The 14,683-nt window shown below is 45.8% G+C and carries 12 protein-coding genes; 8 read left to right on the top strand and 4 right to left on the bottom strand.

Going from position 1 to position 14,683, the window contains the following annotated elements; all coding sequences use genetic code 11:
• Positions 1-198: 198 nt before the first annotated feature.
• Positions 199-1,929 carry a sensor domain-containing protein gene (locus tag A28LD_RS04830; RefSeq protein ID WP_007419946.1) on the bottom strand — a complete coding sequence of 577 codons (1,731 nt, stop codon included), beginning with the start codon at positions 1,927-1,929 and terminating at the stop codon, positions 199-201.
• Positions 1,930-2,358: 429 nt separating this feature from the next.
• On the opposite strand from A28LD_RS04830, the gene A28LD_RS04825 reads away from it, so the two are divergent.
• A complete protein-coding gene (locus tag A28LD_RS04825) occupies positions 2,359-3,225 on the top strand; it encodes a prohibitin family protein (RefSeq protein ID WP_007419944.1) in 867 nt (288 codons plus the stop codon).
• A 68-nt stretch (positions 3,226-3,293) separates the two neighbouring features.
• Here the strand turns inward: A28LD_RS04825 and A28LD_RS04820 are convergent, their stop codons facing one another.
• A complete protein-coding gene (locus A28LD_RS04820) occupies positions 3,294-3,890 on the bottom strand; it encodes an outer membrane protein (protein ID WP_007419943.1) in 597 nt (198 codons plus the stop codon).
• Positions 3,891-4,213: 323 nt separating this feature from the next.
• Here A28LD_RS04820 and A28LD_RS04815 point away from each other — a divergent pair, with 323 nt between their 5' ends.
• From A28LD_RS04815 to A28LD_RS04795, 5 genes are all read left to right on the top strand, one after another.
• Positions 4,214-4,861 (top strand): anthranilate synthase component II, encoded by a 648-nt coding sequence (locus A28LD_RS04815; protein ID WP_007419942.1) that lies wholly within the window; start codon positions 4,214-4,216, stop codon positions 4,859-4,861.
• Between the two features lie 376 nt (positions 4,862-5,237).
• Positions 5,238-6,449 (top strand): aspartate aminotransferase family protein, encoded by a 1,212-nt coding sequence (locus A28LD_RS04810; RefSeq protein WP_272941158.1) that lies wholly within the window; start codon positions 5,238-5,240, stop codon positions 6,447-6,449.
• 42 nt (positions 6,450-6,491) lie between these two features.
• Positions 6,492-7,505, top strand: coding sequence for an arginine N-succinyltransferase (astA, locus tag A28LD_RS04805; RefSeq protein WP_007419940.1), 1,014 nt, complete (start codon positions 6,492-6,494; stop codon positions 7,503-7,505).
• Between the two features lie 34 nt (positions 7,506-7,539).
• Positions 7,540-9,015 carry a succinylglutamate-semialdehyde dehydrogenase gene (gene astD / locus A28LD_RS04800; RefSeq protein WP_007419939.1) on the top strand — a complete coding sequence of 492 codons (1,476 nt, stop codon included), beginning with the start codon at positions 7,540-7,542 and terminating at the stop codon, positions 9,013-9,015.
• A gap of 65 nt (positions 9,016-9,080) precedes the next feature.
• Complete coding sequence (locus tag A28LD_RS04795) at positions 9,081-9,497, top strand: OsmC family protein (RefSeq protein ID WP_007419938.1); 417 nt, start codon at positions 9,081-9,083, stop codon at positions 9,495-9,497.
• 47 nt (positions 9,498-9,544) lie between these two features.
• Here the strand turns inward: A28LD_RS04795 and A28LD_RS04790 are convergent, their stop codons facing one another.
• Positions 9,545-10,423 (bottom strand): phosphoribulokinase, encoded by an 879-nt coding sequence (locus A28LD_RS04790; RefSeq protein ID WP_007419937.1) that lies wholly within the window; start codon positions 10,421-10,423, stop codon positions 9,545-9,547.
• Positions 10,424-10,501: 78 nt separating this feature from the next.
• Positions 10,502-10,750, bottom strand: a complete 249-nt coding sequence (locus tag A28LD_RS04785; RefSeq protein ID WP_007419936.1) for a SlyX family protein — start codon at positions 10,748-10,750, stop codon at positions 10,502-10,504.
• 113 nt (positions 10,751-10,863) lie between these two features.
• On the opposite strand from A28LD_RS04785, the gene A28LD_RS11895 reads away from it, so the two are divergent.
• Complete coding sequence (locus tag A28LD_RS11895; protein ID WP_007419934.1) at positions 10,864-11,856, top strand: FKBP-type peptidyl-prolyl cis-trans isomerase; 993 nt, start codon at positions 10,864-10,866, stop codon at positions 11,854-11,856.
• A 162-nt stretch (positions 11,857-12,018) separates the two neighbouring features.
• Positions 12,019-14,598 (top strand): penicillin acylase family protein, encoded by a 2,580-nt coding sequence (locus A28LD_RS04775; RefSeq protein WP_007419933.1) that lies wholly within the window; start codon positions 12,019-12,021, stop codon positions 14,596-14,598.
• The last annotated feature ends 85 nt before the right edge of the window (positions 14,599-14,683 follow it).

Here is a 14,683-nt window from a genome sequence, read left to right as displayed (position 1 = left end):
TTTTAATATTTTAATATTTTAATATTTCAATATTAGATCAGACTAACCCTAATGTTAATATTATGTCAACAAACATACTGCCATAGTCGAAAAATTTACAAAAATTTAAGTTAGACTTGATTCAAAATTGCAATTATTTGATTTGGACGATCCTCCAAAAGCTTTAACAAAAGCCCGCGACCTAGTCGTCGATGAGGTTCACCGCACATATGATTCAGTACCTGAACTCAGATATTCTGGCATTTTATCTGCCGGCATTGGCCGCGCATATAAGTAACCTTGTGCAAGATCACAGCCTAGCGATTTCACTAACTTATCTTGTTCGCTAGTTTCCACGCCTTCAACCACAACACTTAATCCTAAGCTGTGGCCTACTGTGATAATGGCTTTCATGATGGCCATATCACTTTCGTTTTCCATGGCGTGCACCAAAAACGTTCTATCAATTTTAAGGCTGCACACAGGAAGTTTGCGTAAATAAACCAGCGATGAATAGCCGGTACCAAAATCATCGATAGAAATATGCACACCCGCATTTTTCAGCTTTTCTAATTGGCCGATCTGCTCTTCATCACTGCCAATTACCTCATTCTCCGTGAGTTCTACACCCAACTGCGAAGGCCGCAAACCATAACTGTGAAGAGATGTCAGAATTTCATCAGCTAAGTGGCCGTTAATTAGTTGTTTGCCTGATAAATTGATATCAATTCGCACGTTTTCAAGGGCAGTACCTTTCCAGGCTACAAGCTGCTTACAGGCTTCTTCAATAACCCAATTACCAATGCGGTTAATTAGCCCCGATTTTTCTGCCACCGGAATAAACACATCAGGAGGCACCGAGTTCGAGTGGCTATCGGAACATCGCAACAACGCTTCGCAAGAAAGAATATGGCCATCGCTTAAATCAATTTGCGGTTGAAAATGCAGTTGTAACATATTGTTTGCAAGGGCGTTGTGTAAAGTAGACGCTATTTTTTGATAGTGTTGGAGCTTGTCATTTATATCGGAGGTATAGAAGCAAACGCTGTTCTTACCCTTATCTTTAGCCTGATACATTGCAGCATCGGCGTTGCCCAACAATTCAGCTACTGTTTTACCATCATTCGGAAACAAGCTGATACCGAAACTCGCCGTAACTTGATAGAGTAAGCCATCAAGTTTAAAACCTCGTTCTAGCGATTTCACCAGCCGCTGAATAAGCTCGAGAATACCTTCAACGCCATTAAAATCCGACAACAAAAGCACAAACTCATCGCCACCAAATCGGGTTAACAAATCACTAGAGCGAATTTCCGCTTTTAAGCTTTCAGCAACTGCGGTTATAAGTTCATCGCCATAATGGTGCCCTAAGGTATCGTTAATAATCTTAAAGTTATCAAGATCGATAAATATTACGGCTATTTCTTGATTTTCATTTCGTTCAGCTTTTGCAAGCCTAGCCGCCAGTTCGAACTCCATTAACCGCCGGTTAGGTAGCTCGGTAAGATCATCAAAATTAGCCATCCAATGCAGTTTTTCTTTTGCAGTTTTTTGTTCTTGCAAGCAGATATCAATGCAGAACATTTCGCATTCGCCGGTATCTTGCTTAATCATTACATGACTAGAAAAAACAGGCACAAGATGGCCATCTTTGTGTTTCAAATCAATTTCGTCGGCAGGAATACTCTCGTTGTTATTTAACCAATTCTGGTGCGCGCCAATAACCCCTTCGCGCATGTGTTCAGGAATAATTAAATCTTCAAGTAATTTGCCTTCCGCTTCTTCGCGGGTGTAGCCATAAATGTGCCGGCTGGCATCATTCCAATAGATTACCCGGCGCTGTTTATCGTAGCCTTGCACCGCCACCATGGGTAGGCTTTCAATCAACTCATAAAATCGTTGTTCGCTTTTTTTGGGTACAGCTGATTTCGAGCCAAGCTTCTTTGGCATTCAAAATGCCTCCTATCAATGTTGCGAACTAAAACAAACAGTTACTTTATCTTTCAATCACATAGCTCAGTATAGGGGGTTTATTGGAGATAGCAAAAATCGCGCGTGATTGCGGTTTTTAGTTGAATCGAGGTAGCAATACTTGCCAATAACGCTAATGAAATTGAGGATAAAATTATCTTCATGTTTGTAAGCTAATTAATTTTACCAACCCGCACACAAAGCTACCAAACCGAAAACACTTGAGCTATTTCCTAGGTTAGAACCATAATGGTGTTAAGCTTGGCAGGTAATAGCAATTACAACGGAGATAAGATTATGGGCTTTGGATTATCATTGATTGGGTTAGCCGTAGTGCTAATACTCGTGGTTTTAGGGGTTGTTAAAGCTGTTGAGATTATTGGAAATAGAAATAAAAGGATTAAATAGATGTCGGTTAAGAAAAATGTAGCGGCTTTAGGTAGTGTGGTAGTAGGTATTTTTATCCTGCTGCTTGCGGTAGGAAGTTTTTACACGGTAGATGAAGGTGAACGTGGGGTTGTGGTGCGTTACGGTAGTGTGGTTTCGGTTTCTGAGCCGGGTTTGCACTTTAAGATTCCATTGGTAGATGCGGTGCGTAAAATTTCAACACAAGAACAGGTTGAAATGTATCAGCGTATGGAAGCTTACAGTAACGATCAACAGCCAGCGCTGATGAATATTTCTGTGCGTTACCAAATTGATAATAGCCGAGTAGATGAAGTGTATCGTAACTTTGGTACGCGCCAGGCGCTTATCGATCGCCAAGTTACCCGTATTGTTTTAGAAGAAGCGAAAACAGTATTAGGGCAATTCAATGCAGCTACCTCTATTCGTGAACGTGGCCGCTTGAATGCAGAAATGGCGACAGCGGTGCAACAATCGGTAACCGGGCCAGTTATTATTTTGGGTGTGCAAGTGGAAGATGTTTCTTTCAGTGCCGCTTATGAAGAAAGTGTTGAGCAGCGCATGTTGGCTGAAGTTGCGGTTGAGCGCGAGCGCCAGAACCTTGAGCGTGAGCGTGTAGAAGCTGATATCGTGCGTACACGTGCAGCGGGTGAGGCTGATCGTGTTCGTGCTCAAGCACAAGCAGAAGCCGATGGCATTCGCTTACGCGGTAGTGCCGAAGCAGAAGCGATTCGTGATCGTGCTGCAGCATTGGCCGATAATCCGCTACTAGTAGAATTAGTTAAAGCAGAGAAATGGGATGGCAAGTTGCCAACTACTATGTTGCCTAACTCTACAGTGCCGTTTATCGAAGCGAACAAGCCGCAATAATTGTTTCGCAAACGCGAGCACAAAAAAAGGAGCCTTTCGGCTCCTTTTTAATGCCTACTCGTGTGCTATTAGAACTGGTAGCTAACACCAATGCTAAAGCCATCGAGATCGCCCATGCGCAATTGCCCAGTAGCAGCAAGGTTTTGCGTTAGGTAAACGCGCGTGCCCACACTATATGAGGTAAAGCTTTCGCGATCGAAATCGATGTAGCTAATTTCGGTGTTTACTTCCACGCGTGGAAGAACCATTGCGCGAACACCACCAAAGGCACCCCATTCAGTTGTGCTATCGCCTTCTGAATTCCAGCTTCCATCGGTGCCAGGGCCGTAATTGGTTTTAATATAGCTAACTTGCGGGCCTACATAGGCTACAAGTGGCTGGTTTTCACCAAAAATAAAGCCAAGGCGAGCTGTTGCCATTTCTAGATTGGCGTTGGCAAAGCCTGCCCAATCGCCAGAAACATCGGCGTAGTTTAATGATAGAAAGCTGTATCGGCCTAAGCGGCCTGATAATTCGGCTTCGTATCCATCAAACGTAGTATTTGCTTCATCGAGCTCTACATACCTTGCTTCGATATATGAGAAAGATGGTGATTCAGCCAAAGCTACTGTGGTTGAAAAACCTAGCGCCAAGGTGCAAGCAATCGTAAGTGTTTTGAGTTTCATAATGTATATCCTTTTGGGAGTTGTTCTCCAACACTCAATGGTTCGGTACCAAGTGGTAACGAAATTTGATTGAGCTAACCATGATCATAGGCTTAAATCCCCGCCACCGCTGGCTTTTCGGTGTAAACTTTAGGTTAAATCGTTGTGTAAATTACACTTATTTTACAGGCTGCTGGTTTATTGCTCGCTAACTGCCTGAGAATCAGGCTACATCGGGGCTTGCATGGATTTTTGTATTTGGGTAGCCTGCGCTTTCGGAAGTTGCTTTTGGAAACAAAACTGGGGCTAGTAAAACCTAGTTAATAAAACGTGAAAGGAACAACATGCTTTTAATGCTCGATAACTACGATTCTTTTACCCACAACTTAGTGCGGTATTTTGAAGAACTCGGCCAAGAAGTGCAGGTTGTGCGTAACGATGCTCTCAGCGTAGCTGATATTCGTGCATTACAGCCGGCGGCACTGATTATTTCGCCGGGCCCCTGCACCCCAAGCGAGGCTGGTATTTGTTTAGAAGCGATTAAGCAATTAGCGGGCGAGCTGCCTATTTTAGGTGTGTGCTTAGGCCACCAAGCCATTGGCCAAGTATTTGGTGCCGAGGTGGTGCGCGCCAATGAAGTAATGCATGGCAAGCTTTCGAAGGTGCAGCACAACGGGAGTAAATTGTTTGCAGGCATGCCTGAGTGCTTTAATGTGGTGCGTTATCATTCGTTAGTGCTTCGCGAAAGCAGTATGCCAGAATGTTTAGAAGTAACCGCACGGGTTGCTGATCAAGGTATGAGCCCTGAAATTATGGCACTACAACATCGCGAACTGCCCATTTATGGCGTGCAGTTTCACCCAGAATCAGTGTTAAGCGAATATGGCCACCAAGTATTGGTGAATTTCTGCAAACTGCTGCCGGGGCTAAGCCCGGAAAAACTGCTGGCGCTCGAAACAGGGCAACGCGAACCACTTCCACAACAAATTTAGCCTACTGATTAAAAATATTTCCATATATGCAGCCGAGAATAAGTATTAGCTGATCTGTGCGCAGAGCTTTGCATCTGTGCGCGCAATTTCTACTTAATTGCATAGTTATGCGGGTTATTCGCAAATCTAGTTTTAGCCTCTAAAATCCTTTCATTGCAACCACCCCCAAGCACAGACATTTCCCGCTGAACGTGCCATAATAGCGGCCATCTGTACTTGTCTGTACAATTTAAAAAGAAGCCGATAAGGCAAGTAAAAAACGAAAGCATTTTGGTGTTAACAGCACTTTTGAGATGTAGCTTTATGTACCATAGATCGCGCCGCCAAATTGTGTTCTGCGAGCGCTATAAAGGAGAGATTCTGAATGTCTGATGTTATGCCAGTTACCCGTGCGTTATTCGATGAAGTGATGGTGCCAAACTACAACCCTGCGGCAATTATTCCTGTGCGCGGTGAAGGTTCACGTTTGTGGGATCAAGAAAACCGCGAGTATATCGATTTTGCCGGCGGTATCGCTGTAAATTGTTTAGGCCACTGCCACCCGGCGATGGTGAAAGCGATTACTGAGCAAGCCAACAAATTATGGCACTTAAGCAACGTATTAACGAACGAACCAGCTTTGCGTTTAGCTAAAAAGCTAACCGATGCTACGTTCGCTGAGCGGGTATATTTTGCCAACTCAGGCGCTGAAGCAAACGAAGCGGCACTGAAACTTGCACGCCGGTATGCACTTGAAGTGTATGGCGAAGAGAAGCAAGAAATTATCGCGTTCCATAAAGGTTTCCATGGCCGTACGTTCTTTACCGTAACTGTGGGTGGCCAAGCGGCTTATTCTGAAGGTTTCGGGCCTAAGCCAGGCGGCGTGCAGCACGTTGAGTTCAATAATCTTGAAAGCTTAGCGGCGGTGATGTCGGATAAAACCTGTGCGGTGATGGTTGAGCCATTGCAAGGAGAGGGTGGTGTTGTTCCGGGCACTAAAGAATTCTTAAAAGGCGTGCGCGAGCTTTGTGATAAGCACAACTCAGTGCTTATTTTTGATGAGGTGCAAAGCGGCTTTGGCCGTACGGGTACTTTATACGCGTATGAGCAAGCGGGCATTACGCCAGATATCCTCACTACGGCAAAAGCATTAGGTGGCGGCTTCCCAATTGGTGCCATGTTAACCACTGCAGAAATTGCTGCGCATTTGAAGCCAGGCACCCACGGTAGCACTTATGGTGGTAATCCACTGGGTTGTGCTGTGGCAGAAGCAGTGATGGATGTAGTGAACACCAAAGAAGTGCTCGATGGCGTTAAGCAGCGTGAACAGTGGTTCCGTGATGCACTGCAAAAAATCAATGATAAATATCACGTATTTGAAGAAGTTCGTGGCCAAGGCTTGTTGCTAGGCGCGGCGTTAAACGAAAAATACAAAGGCAAGGCGCGCGATTTCTTAGTAGCAGGCGCAGAGGCCGGAGTAATGGTGTTAGTTGCGGGTATGGATGTTATTCGCTTTACTCCTTCGCTGGTAATTCCAGAAGCTGATATTGCAGAAGGTATGGCTCGTTTTGAAGAAGCGGTAGCGAAAGTAGTTGCTGCGAATAGCTAAAAACAGCAACGGCACGCAAGCGAACGAACTTAAGGAAAATTTATGTTGGTGATTCGGCCAATCGTTGAAGGCGATTACGAAGCCCTATATAACTGTGCAGTGGAATCGGGCCATGGGTTCACTTCATTGCCAGTTGATGAAGCGCTATTACGCAGCCGTATTGAGCGTGCGCAAGAAGCCTTTGGTAAAAGCACGGTTGCACAACCGGGCGAGGAAGGCTATTTGTTCGTGATGGAAGATACCCGCACCGGCGATATCGTGGGTGTGAGTGGTATTGAAGCGGCGGTAGGCCTGAGCAATGCGTTTTATCATTATCACTTAGGTAAGGTGGTGCATCATTCACCAAAGCACAATATTTATAATGCGCTGCAAACTCTTACCTTGTGTAACGATTACACTGGCGTGAGTGAACTTTGCACCTTGTTTTTGCGGGAGCCTTATCGCAAGGGCCGTAATGGCCGGGTGCTCTCGAAGTTCCGTTTGTTGTTTATGGCGCAATTTAAAGAACGCTTTGCCAAGCAAGTTATTGCTGAAATGCGCGGTGTTTCCGATGATGATGGCCGTTCGCCGTTTTGGGCGTGGCTAGAAAAGCATTTCTTCACTATGGATTTCCCCAGCGCTGATTATCTTACTGGCGTGGGCGAGAAAACCTTTATTGCTGAATTGATGCCACGGTTCCCGATTTATGTGAACATGCTCGGTGAAGCTGCGCAAGAAGTGATAGGTAAAGTGCATGGCGATACATTGCCGGCACTGAAACTTTTGCAATCGGAAGGCTTCCGTTATCGCGGTTACGTAGATATTTTTGATGCCGGGCCTACGGTTGAAGCTGAAATTAGCCAATTGCGCTCAGTGCGAGATAGCCGTTTGTTGAAAGTACAAATTGGCCAGCCGGAAGTAAGCGAAACCGTATTGATTTGTAATACGCGTGTGGCTGATTTTCGGGCTTGCCAAGCCGATGTGAACTGCTGTGGTGATAACGTGATTCTTACCCAGAAGCAGGCTGATGCATTACAAGTAAGTGTTGGCGATCAAGTGCGCCTTGTTGCTCTTTAAAACACTTTTGCAAGAACAACAGAGAGGATTTGAAATGAGCTCTACTGAAAAATCTTTATGGATTAATGGCCAATGGGTTGCTGGTGAAGGGGTTGAAATGACCTCAATAGACCCAGCTAAAAATGAAACGGTATGGCGTGGCCGAGCTGCCACTGCTAGCCAAGTTGATGCGGCAATGAAAGCAGCACGGGCTGCATTCCCTGCATGGTCGCAGAAAAGTTTTGAAGAACGTTTGGCGATTGCTAAGCGTTTTTCTGAGTTGCTAGAAGAAAACAAAGAACGTTTAGCGTTAGTTATCGCCAAAGATACCGGCAAGCCATTGTGGGAAACCCGCACTGAAATTGGCGCCATGGTGGGTAAAGTAGCGATTTCTGAGCGTGCTTACCATGAGCGTACTGGCACGGTAGAAAACCCAATGCCGGGCGCAAAAGCATTCATTCGCCACAAGCCACACGGTGTTGTTGCGGTGTTTGGCCCCTATAACTTCCCTGGCCACCTACCAAACGGCCACATTGTTCCGGCATTACTTGCGGGTAACGTGGTGGTATTTAAGCCCAGCGAACTTACTCCATATTTTGCCGAAGAAACAGTGAAACTTTGGGAAGAGGCGGGGTTACCTGCAGGCGTATTAAACCTAGTGCAAGGTTTCGTTGAAACCGGCAAAGCGCTTACTTCGCACCCAGAAATGGATGGCTTATTCTTCACTGGCTCTTCTACTACCGGTAAGTTGCTGCATGATCAGTTTGGTGGCCGCCCAGATAAAATTCTTGCCCTCGAAATGGGTGGCAACAACGCCCTTATCGTGAAAGGCGTAGAAGATATTGATGCTGCTGTTCATAATTTAGTGCAATCGGCATTTATTACCAGTGGCCAGCGCTGCACCTGTTCGCGCCGTGTGTTCATTGAAAATAGTGAAAATGGCGATGCAATTTTAGCGCGCTTCTTAGAAGTAACCGCGCAAATTCAAGTGGGCGATTACGATGCGGACGATCAGCCATTTATGGGCGCTATGATCTCTGCTAAAGCTGCGGCAGGTATGGTTTCAGCTCAAGAAGAGTTATTGGCTGCTGGCGCAAAATCATTGTTGAAAATGGAACAGCCAGATGCCCAAAAAGGTTTTGTAACGCCGGGTATTCTTGATGTAACTACTATCAACGAAATGCCAGATGAAGAGCATTTTGGGCCATTGGTGAAAGTGTATCGGTACAACGATTTCGATGCAGCTATTGCAGAAGCAAACAACACGCGCTTTGGTTTATCAGCAGGCCTGTTAGCTGATGAGCGCACTGATTGGGATCATTTCTTTACGCATATCCGTGCCGGCATTGTGAACTGGAACAAGCCTATTACGGGTGCCAGCAGTGCGGCGCCGTTTGGTGGTATTGGAGAAAGTGGTAACCATCGGCCAAGTGCCTACTATGCGGCTGATTACTGTGCTTACCCGGTGGCTTCGGTAGAAGCTGAGAAGGTAGATTTTCCAGCAACCTTGAACCCAGGTTTGCGGTTTTAATCGCGCTGGTTTAGGCGTGATATTTCGCACAGCCCTACATATGGGTTTGAACACAGGAGCTAAGCATGAGTAATAGCAATATGAGCGCCCACGTTGAGTGGCAACAAGGTATGCAGTTTAAAGCTACCTCGGGCAGTGGCCACACTGTGTTGATGGATGGTGATAAAGCCAATGGCGCGAGCCCCATGGAAATGGTGTTAATGGCGGCGGGTAGTTGCGCATCGGTTGATGTAGTGAGTATTTTAGAAAAAACTAAGCAGCAAGTTGCGCGCTGTGAAGTGGCGATTGAAGGTAAACGCGCCGATTCAGTGCCCGCGGTGTTTACGGATATTCATTTACATTTTATCGTGCACGGTACCGATGTATCACCCACACATGTTGAACGTGCTGTGAAGCTAAGTGCCGATAAATATTGCTCGGTATCGATTATGCTGAGCGCTGGCGTGAATATTACTCATAGCTTTGAAGTGGTTGATGCTTAAACGCATTGTTTAAGCAGTTAGAAAAAACTAGAAGAAGCGCTCGGGGTTTAATCCTTGAGCGCTTTTTTTTGTTTTTCCAGCAAGCGTTGAATCAAGGGTGTGAGTATAAGCTCCATAGCTAAGCCCATTTTGCCGCCCGGAACTACTAAGGTGTTAATACGCGACATAAAAGCACCATCAATCATTTGCAGGTAATAGGGGAAATCGGCATCGGTAATGCCACGGAACCGTATAACCACGAAGCTTTCATCCATGGAAGGGATATCTTTGGCGCTAAACGGGTTTGAAGTATCAACCGTAGGCACGCGTTGAAAATTGATATGGGTGCGTGAAAATTGCGGCACAATGTGGTGAATGTAATCGTCCATGCTGCGAATTATGCTCTGGGCAACCGATTCTCGCGAATGGCCGCGCTCGGAAGTATCGCGAATAATTTTTTGAATCCACTCCAAGTTAACAATCGGCACCATACCAATCATTAAATCAACATGCTTGGCCACATCATAATCTTCACCCGCCACGGCACCATGCAAACCTTCGTAGAAGAGCAGATCAGTATCTTTCTCCAACTTTTCCCAAGGCGTAAAGGTGCCGGGCATTTGGTTGTAGGGCACGGCATCATCGAAACTGTGCAAATAATGCCGATAATCACCATTGCCTGAATCACCATAGGTAGCAAATAGGTTTTCCAACGCTTGTAAATCGTTAGCTTCCGGGCCGAAGTAGCTAATGTGTTTGCCTTGCTCTTGCGCTTTACGAATAGCTACATCCATTTCTGGACGGGTGTAACGGTGAAAGCTATCACCTTCTACAAAAGCTGCATTAACGCGCAACGAACGAAAAATATGCCTTACCGCTTGGCTGGTAGTGGTAGTGCCTGAACCGGAAGAGCCGGTTACGGCGATAATAGGGTGGCGTGCTGACATTAAACTTCCTCTCTCGTTTTATTGCGCGCTTTTCTGCTCTTCACTATGAGCTTTTTAACACTTAATTGCGCTTGCAGATCAATAGTGCGGTGGCCGCTCATCGCCAGCTGCTTGATCTTGGCTTTCTGGAATTTGCTGTAAGCGTTCAGCTACTAATACCAAATGCTTTTGGATTCGGTGTAACTCTTGGCTTTGTGCCGTTACTAATTTATTCAGCTCGCTAATCGTATCTTCTTGGAATGCCAATTGGCTTTCTAAATCTACAATACGCTGTTCAAGTACGCTGTAACTGTTATTTTGCGGCGATTCAGCCGGAAAATCTGTCATTCTTTCGTTATCCCATAGTCATTGGAGGCTATTTACGTATATGATAGTGCGCCTTTCGCGTTCGCATACCTTACCGCGTTCAGCGTTGAATCTATATGATAGCGGAGAAATTCATGAAGTTAATGATTAAATTCTTATCGGTTGCAGCAATTACTCTAGCACTTGCGGCCTGTGGCCAAGCACCGAAAGAAGTAAACCTAAGTGATGAACAAGATCTGCGTTCATACTCAGTGGGTGCAGCATCGCTGCGCGAAGCACGCCAATTGATTGATAACGTGCTTGAGCAATACCCAGATTTAGATGATGCCGAAAAGCAAAGCATCATGGTAGTAGGTTTTATCGATCTCTTACATTTGAGCCCACGCGCAGAAGTTGAGCGTTTTGAATTTGAATTAGAGAATCGTGGTATCACCGAAGAAAACATGCTGACAGGCTTGCCTGAAATCATGGAGTACGCACCAGCTGAAGATGATGAAGTAAGTGAAATGCTTTACACCTTGGGCGCTTATATGGCGGTTCAGGTACTTACTGTAAATGATTTGTTGTTGGAGCAAGAGAAAGGCCTAACTGGCCCAGCGGTAGTGGCTGGCTTCTCTGATTCAGTAGACGGTGTAAGCCGCTTAGCCGATGAAGAAATTGATGAGCAGTGGGAAATCATTCGCGATATTCTAACCCAACCACGTGGTGAGGGCAGTGAGCCAATGGTGCAGAACCAAGCCATTGGTGTTCAATTTCAAGAGCAGAATGCAGCCCGTGATGGTGTTGTAGTTACCGAATCAGGGCTTCAATACGAAGTTTTGCAAGAAGGTGATGGCGAGCGGCCAAATGCGGAAGATACGGTTGAAGTTCATTATGAAGGCACCTTAGTTTCAGGCGAAGTTTTCGATAGTTCGTATGAGCGTGGTGAATCTATTAGCTTCCCATTAAACCGTGTAATTGCGGGCTGGACTGAAGGCTTGCAACTGATGCAAGTAGGTGCAAAATATCGCTTCGTGATTCCTGCAGAGCTTGCCTATGGCGCTACTGAACGTGCCAACGGTTTAATTCAGCCATATTCAACACTTGTTTTCGAAGTAGAGTTACTGGGTATTACCCGCGCTGAATAACTCTGAAAAGTTTTAATGTACACAAAGGCTTCCATTTGGAAGCCTTTGTTTTATGTGCAGTTTCATTGCTGGTTTGACCTTTGCCTTGTTGGCGTTAATACTGGAAGCTGCTTGTTTTTTATGGGCAGGCTTTAAAATAATGACAATAACAAGGATTCCATAATGTCTAATTCAGTTTCTAAAGCACGCACAGCCCTTACCGGGCGTGGGGTGCTTCGTGTTAGCGCGTTGGCTATAGCCTGCTCGTTTGCATTAACCGGTTGCTTGGGCTCTTCAAGCAGCGATTCAGAAGTAGTTTCTACCCCGAACCCACCTACTCCGCCTCCGGGGCCTCCTTATCCGCCAGTTCAATCAGATTACGAATTCCCAGCGGTAACCAGCTATGCCTCGGGTGAAGTAAGTGCCGAAATTCGCCGTACTGATTATGGTGTGCCTTACATTACCTCCGATAGTTTAGAAGGGATTGCTTACGGCACTGCATTCGCATTTGCGGAAGATAATATTTGTATATTGGCCGATCAAATTGTGCGCTTTAATTCACAGCGTTCTGCTTATTTTGGCCCCGATGCGGTTCCGGGCTCTGGCGATAGCGGCAACGTAATTAACGATTTTACCTATAAAGCATTAGGTATTCGTGATCTAGCGGAAGAAAATATTGGCAACCTAAGTACGCAAAGCCAAGCGTTGTTACAAGGTTACGCGGCTGGTTACAACCAGTACCTAAGTGAAACCGGTGTGGATAACATTGCTCAGCCATGTGCGGGTGGGGCTTGGATGCGCCCAATCACGGGTGTTGATATGCTTACTTATGCCTTAGGTGTGGCGTTGCTTCCTGGGGCTGCGAACTTCTTACAACCATTGTTTATTGCGGCTCCTCCGGGTGAAGATTTTGCACCTACGCCTATGGGTGCCACCGGTTATGCTTCGAATTTCAGTGCTTCTTCAGTTTCCATGCCTGATGTTAACCCTTCTGAACTAGGTTCAAATGGCTGGGCGCTAGGTAGCGAAATGACGGCAAGTGGCCAAGGTATGTTATTGGCGAATCCGCATTTTCCACACGTTGGTAATCAACGTTTTTGGCGTTTCGGTATTGAGATTCCGGGTGAGTTGAAAGTTGTGGGCGGTTCACTTGCAGGTATGCCTGGAATTGTGAACATTGGTTACAACGAAGATATTGCGTGGACACATACCTTCTCTACTGCAGAACGCTTCATTGTTTATCAACTTGAGCTAGATGAAAGTGATTCAACTGGTTTAACTTACTTAGTTGATGGCAAGCAGCATCAAATCGAACCGGAAACATATCAGATTCAGGTAGCTACAGGCCCTGATTCTTCAATTATGTTAGAAAAAACGTTCTACCATAGTTCGTTTGGCCCATTAATGACCATTCCTGGTGCATTTGAATGGGGTATGGATCTAGTTGGCACTACTTCTGCATTTGCTTTGCATGATGCTAACTTACCAAACTGGGATATCTTCGATCATTGGTTGGGGCTGAACTTGGCTTCTGATATTGATGAAGTTGAATCGTTATTTGCTAAGTACAGTGGGTTAATCTTTAACAACGCAATGGTTGTTGATAAAGATGGCGATGCTTTCTTTACCGATGGTTCCTCAGTGCCTGATTTACGCCCTGAAGCGCTTGAAACTATTCGTACTAGCCTGCCATTGTTAGCCATTCGTGGCCAAGCACCGTTTACGTTGGTGCCGGGTAATAGTGAGATTTTCCGCCCGTTAGGCAAAGTACCGAATGAGCGTGCGCCGCGTTTGCGCCGCAACGATTTCGTGCAGAACTCAAACAATAGCTTCTGGTTAACAAACCCCGATGCGCCAATTATCACAAATGATGAATTTGATTTCTTGCTGTTCGGCCCAGTAAACGATCAACAAACGTTGCGTTCACGCATGGCGCAGAAAAAGTTGATGGAATCCAATTCAATTACGTTACTTGAATTGGAAGAAACCCTTTTAAGCAACCGTGCATACCTTGGGGAAGAGTTGCTACCGCAGTTAATTTCCGCGTGTACTGCGCAAGGTACAACGCCAGTTGAAGTAGGCGAAAGCAGCGTAAATGTTGCACAAGCTTGTGCCGCACTTGCAATGTGGGATGGCCGCATGAACAAAGATAGTGTTGGCGCTTTGGTGTTCCGTGAGTTTGCTGAGAAGTTTAGCCGCAACCCTACTTGGGCTGTGCCGTATAACTTCAAACAACCACTAACTACGCCTTCAGGCTTGGGCAGTGATGCTGCTGCACTACGGTTGTTAGCACAAGCAGTGCAAACAATTGAAGCAGCTGGCTTTAGTGTGTTGGATCCACTTGGTGATGTGCAGTTTGTTGAGCGCAGCTTACCAAACGGTGTAGCGAGCGGGAATCGGTTACCTTGGGGCGGCGCGAATAACATCGAAGGCGGCTTTAACGTGTTTCGTTCGCAAGGCGCTGATGATGGTACGTTATTACCACGCCACCGCTACCCGAGCTTGCCAGGTACTCAGCTTTCAGAAGAGGGTTACCACATAACTAGTGGTTCAAGCTGGATGTTTGTAATGGAGTTCACTGAAGAAGGCCCAGTAGGCCGTGGATTATTAACCTATTCACAATCTTCAGATATTCGTTCACCGCATTTCCTTGATCAAACTGAATTGTATTCAGATATGCCGCAGTTGGCGCCAATTTGGTTCCACCGCGAAGATATCGAAGCGAATACAATTTCGGTTCGCAATGTGGGCTCTGAAGAATAAGTAGTTCGTATACTTAAACGCAGAAACGCAAACGGCTTCCAATTGGAAGCCGTTTTTTTATGGGTAAAACTACTTGGAATATAAA

The sequence above is a fragment of the Idiomarina sp. A28L genome, assembly GCF_000218785.1.
Classification (GTDB): domain Bacteria; phylum Pseudomonadota; class Gammaproteobacteria; order Enterobacterales; family Alteromonadaceae; genus Aliidiomarina.
This window is presented reverse-complemented; position numbering and strand designations above follow the sequence as displayed.

Coding starts and splice junctions, on each gene's coding strand:
- A28LD_RS04830 (WP_007419946.1), bottom strand. CDS start 1,929: ATGCCAAAGAAGCTTGGCTCGAAATCAGCTGTACCCAAAAAAAGCGAA.
- A28LD_RS04825 (WP_007419944.1), top strand. CDS start 2,359: ATGTCGGTTAAGAAAAATGTAGCGGCTTTAGGTAGTGTGGTAGTAGGT.
- A28LD_RS04820 (WP_007419943.1), bottom strand. CDS start 3,890: ATGAAACTCAAAACACTTACGATTGCTTGCACCTTGGCGCTAGGTTTT.
- A28LD_RS04815 (WP_007419942.1), top strand. CDS start 4,214: ATGCTTTTAATGCTCGATAACTACGATTCTTTTACCCACAACTTAGTG.
- A28LD_RS04810 (WP_272941158.1), top strand. CDS start 5,238: ATGCCAGTTACCCGTGCGTTATTCGATGAAGTGATGGTGCCAAACTAC.
- astA (WP_007419940.1), top strand. CDS start 6,492: ATGTTGGTGATTCGGCCAATCGTTGAAGGCGATTACGAAGCCCTATAT.
- astD (WP_007419939.1), top strand. CDS start 7,540: ATGAGCTCTACTGAAAAATCTTTATGGATTAATGGCCAATGGGTTGCT.
- A28LD_RS04795 (WP_007419938.1), top strand. CDS start 9,081: ATGAGTAATAGCAATATGAGCGCCCACGTTGAGTGGCAACAAGGTATG.
- A28LD_RS04790 (WP_007419937.1), bottom strand. CDS start 10,423: ATGTCAGCACGCCACCCTATTATCGCCGTAACCGGCTCTTCCGGTTCA.
- A28LD_RS04785 (WP_007419936.1), bottom strand. CDS start 10,750: ATGACAGATTTTCCGGCTGAATCGCCGCAAAATAACAGTTACAGCGTA.
- A28LD_RS11895 (WP_007419934.1), top strand. CDS start 10,864: ATGAAGTTAATGATTAAATTCTTATCGGTTGCAGCAATTACTCTAGCA.
- A28LD_RS04775 (WP_007419933.1), top strand. CDS start 12,019: ATGTCTAATTCAGTTTCTAAAGCACGCACAGCCCTTACCGGGCGTGGG.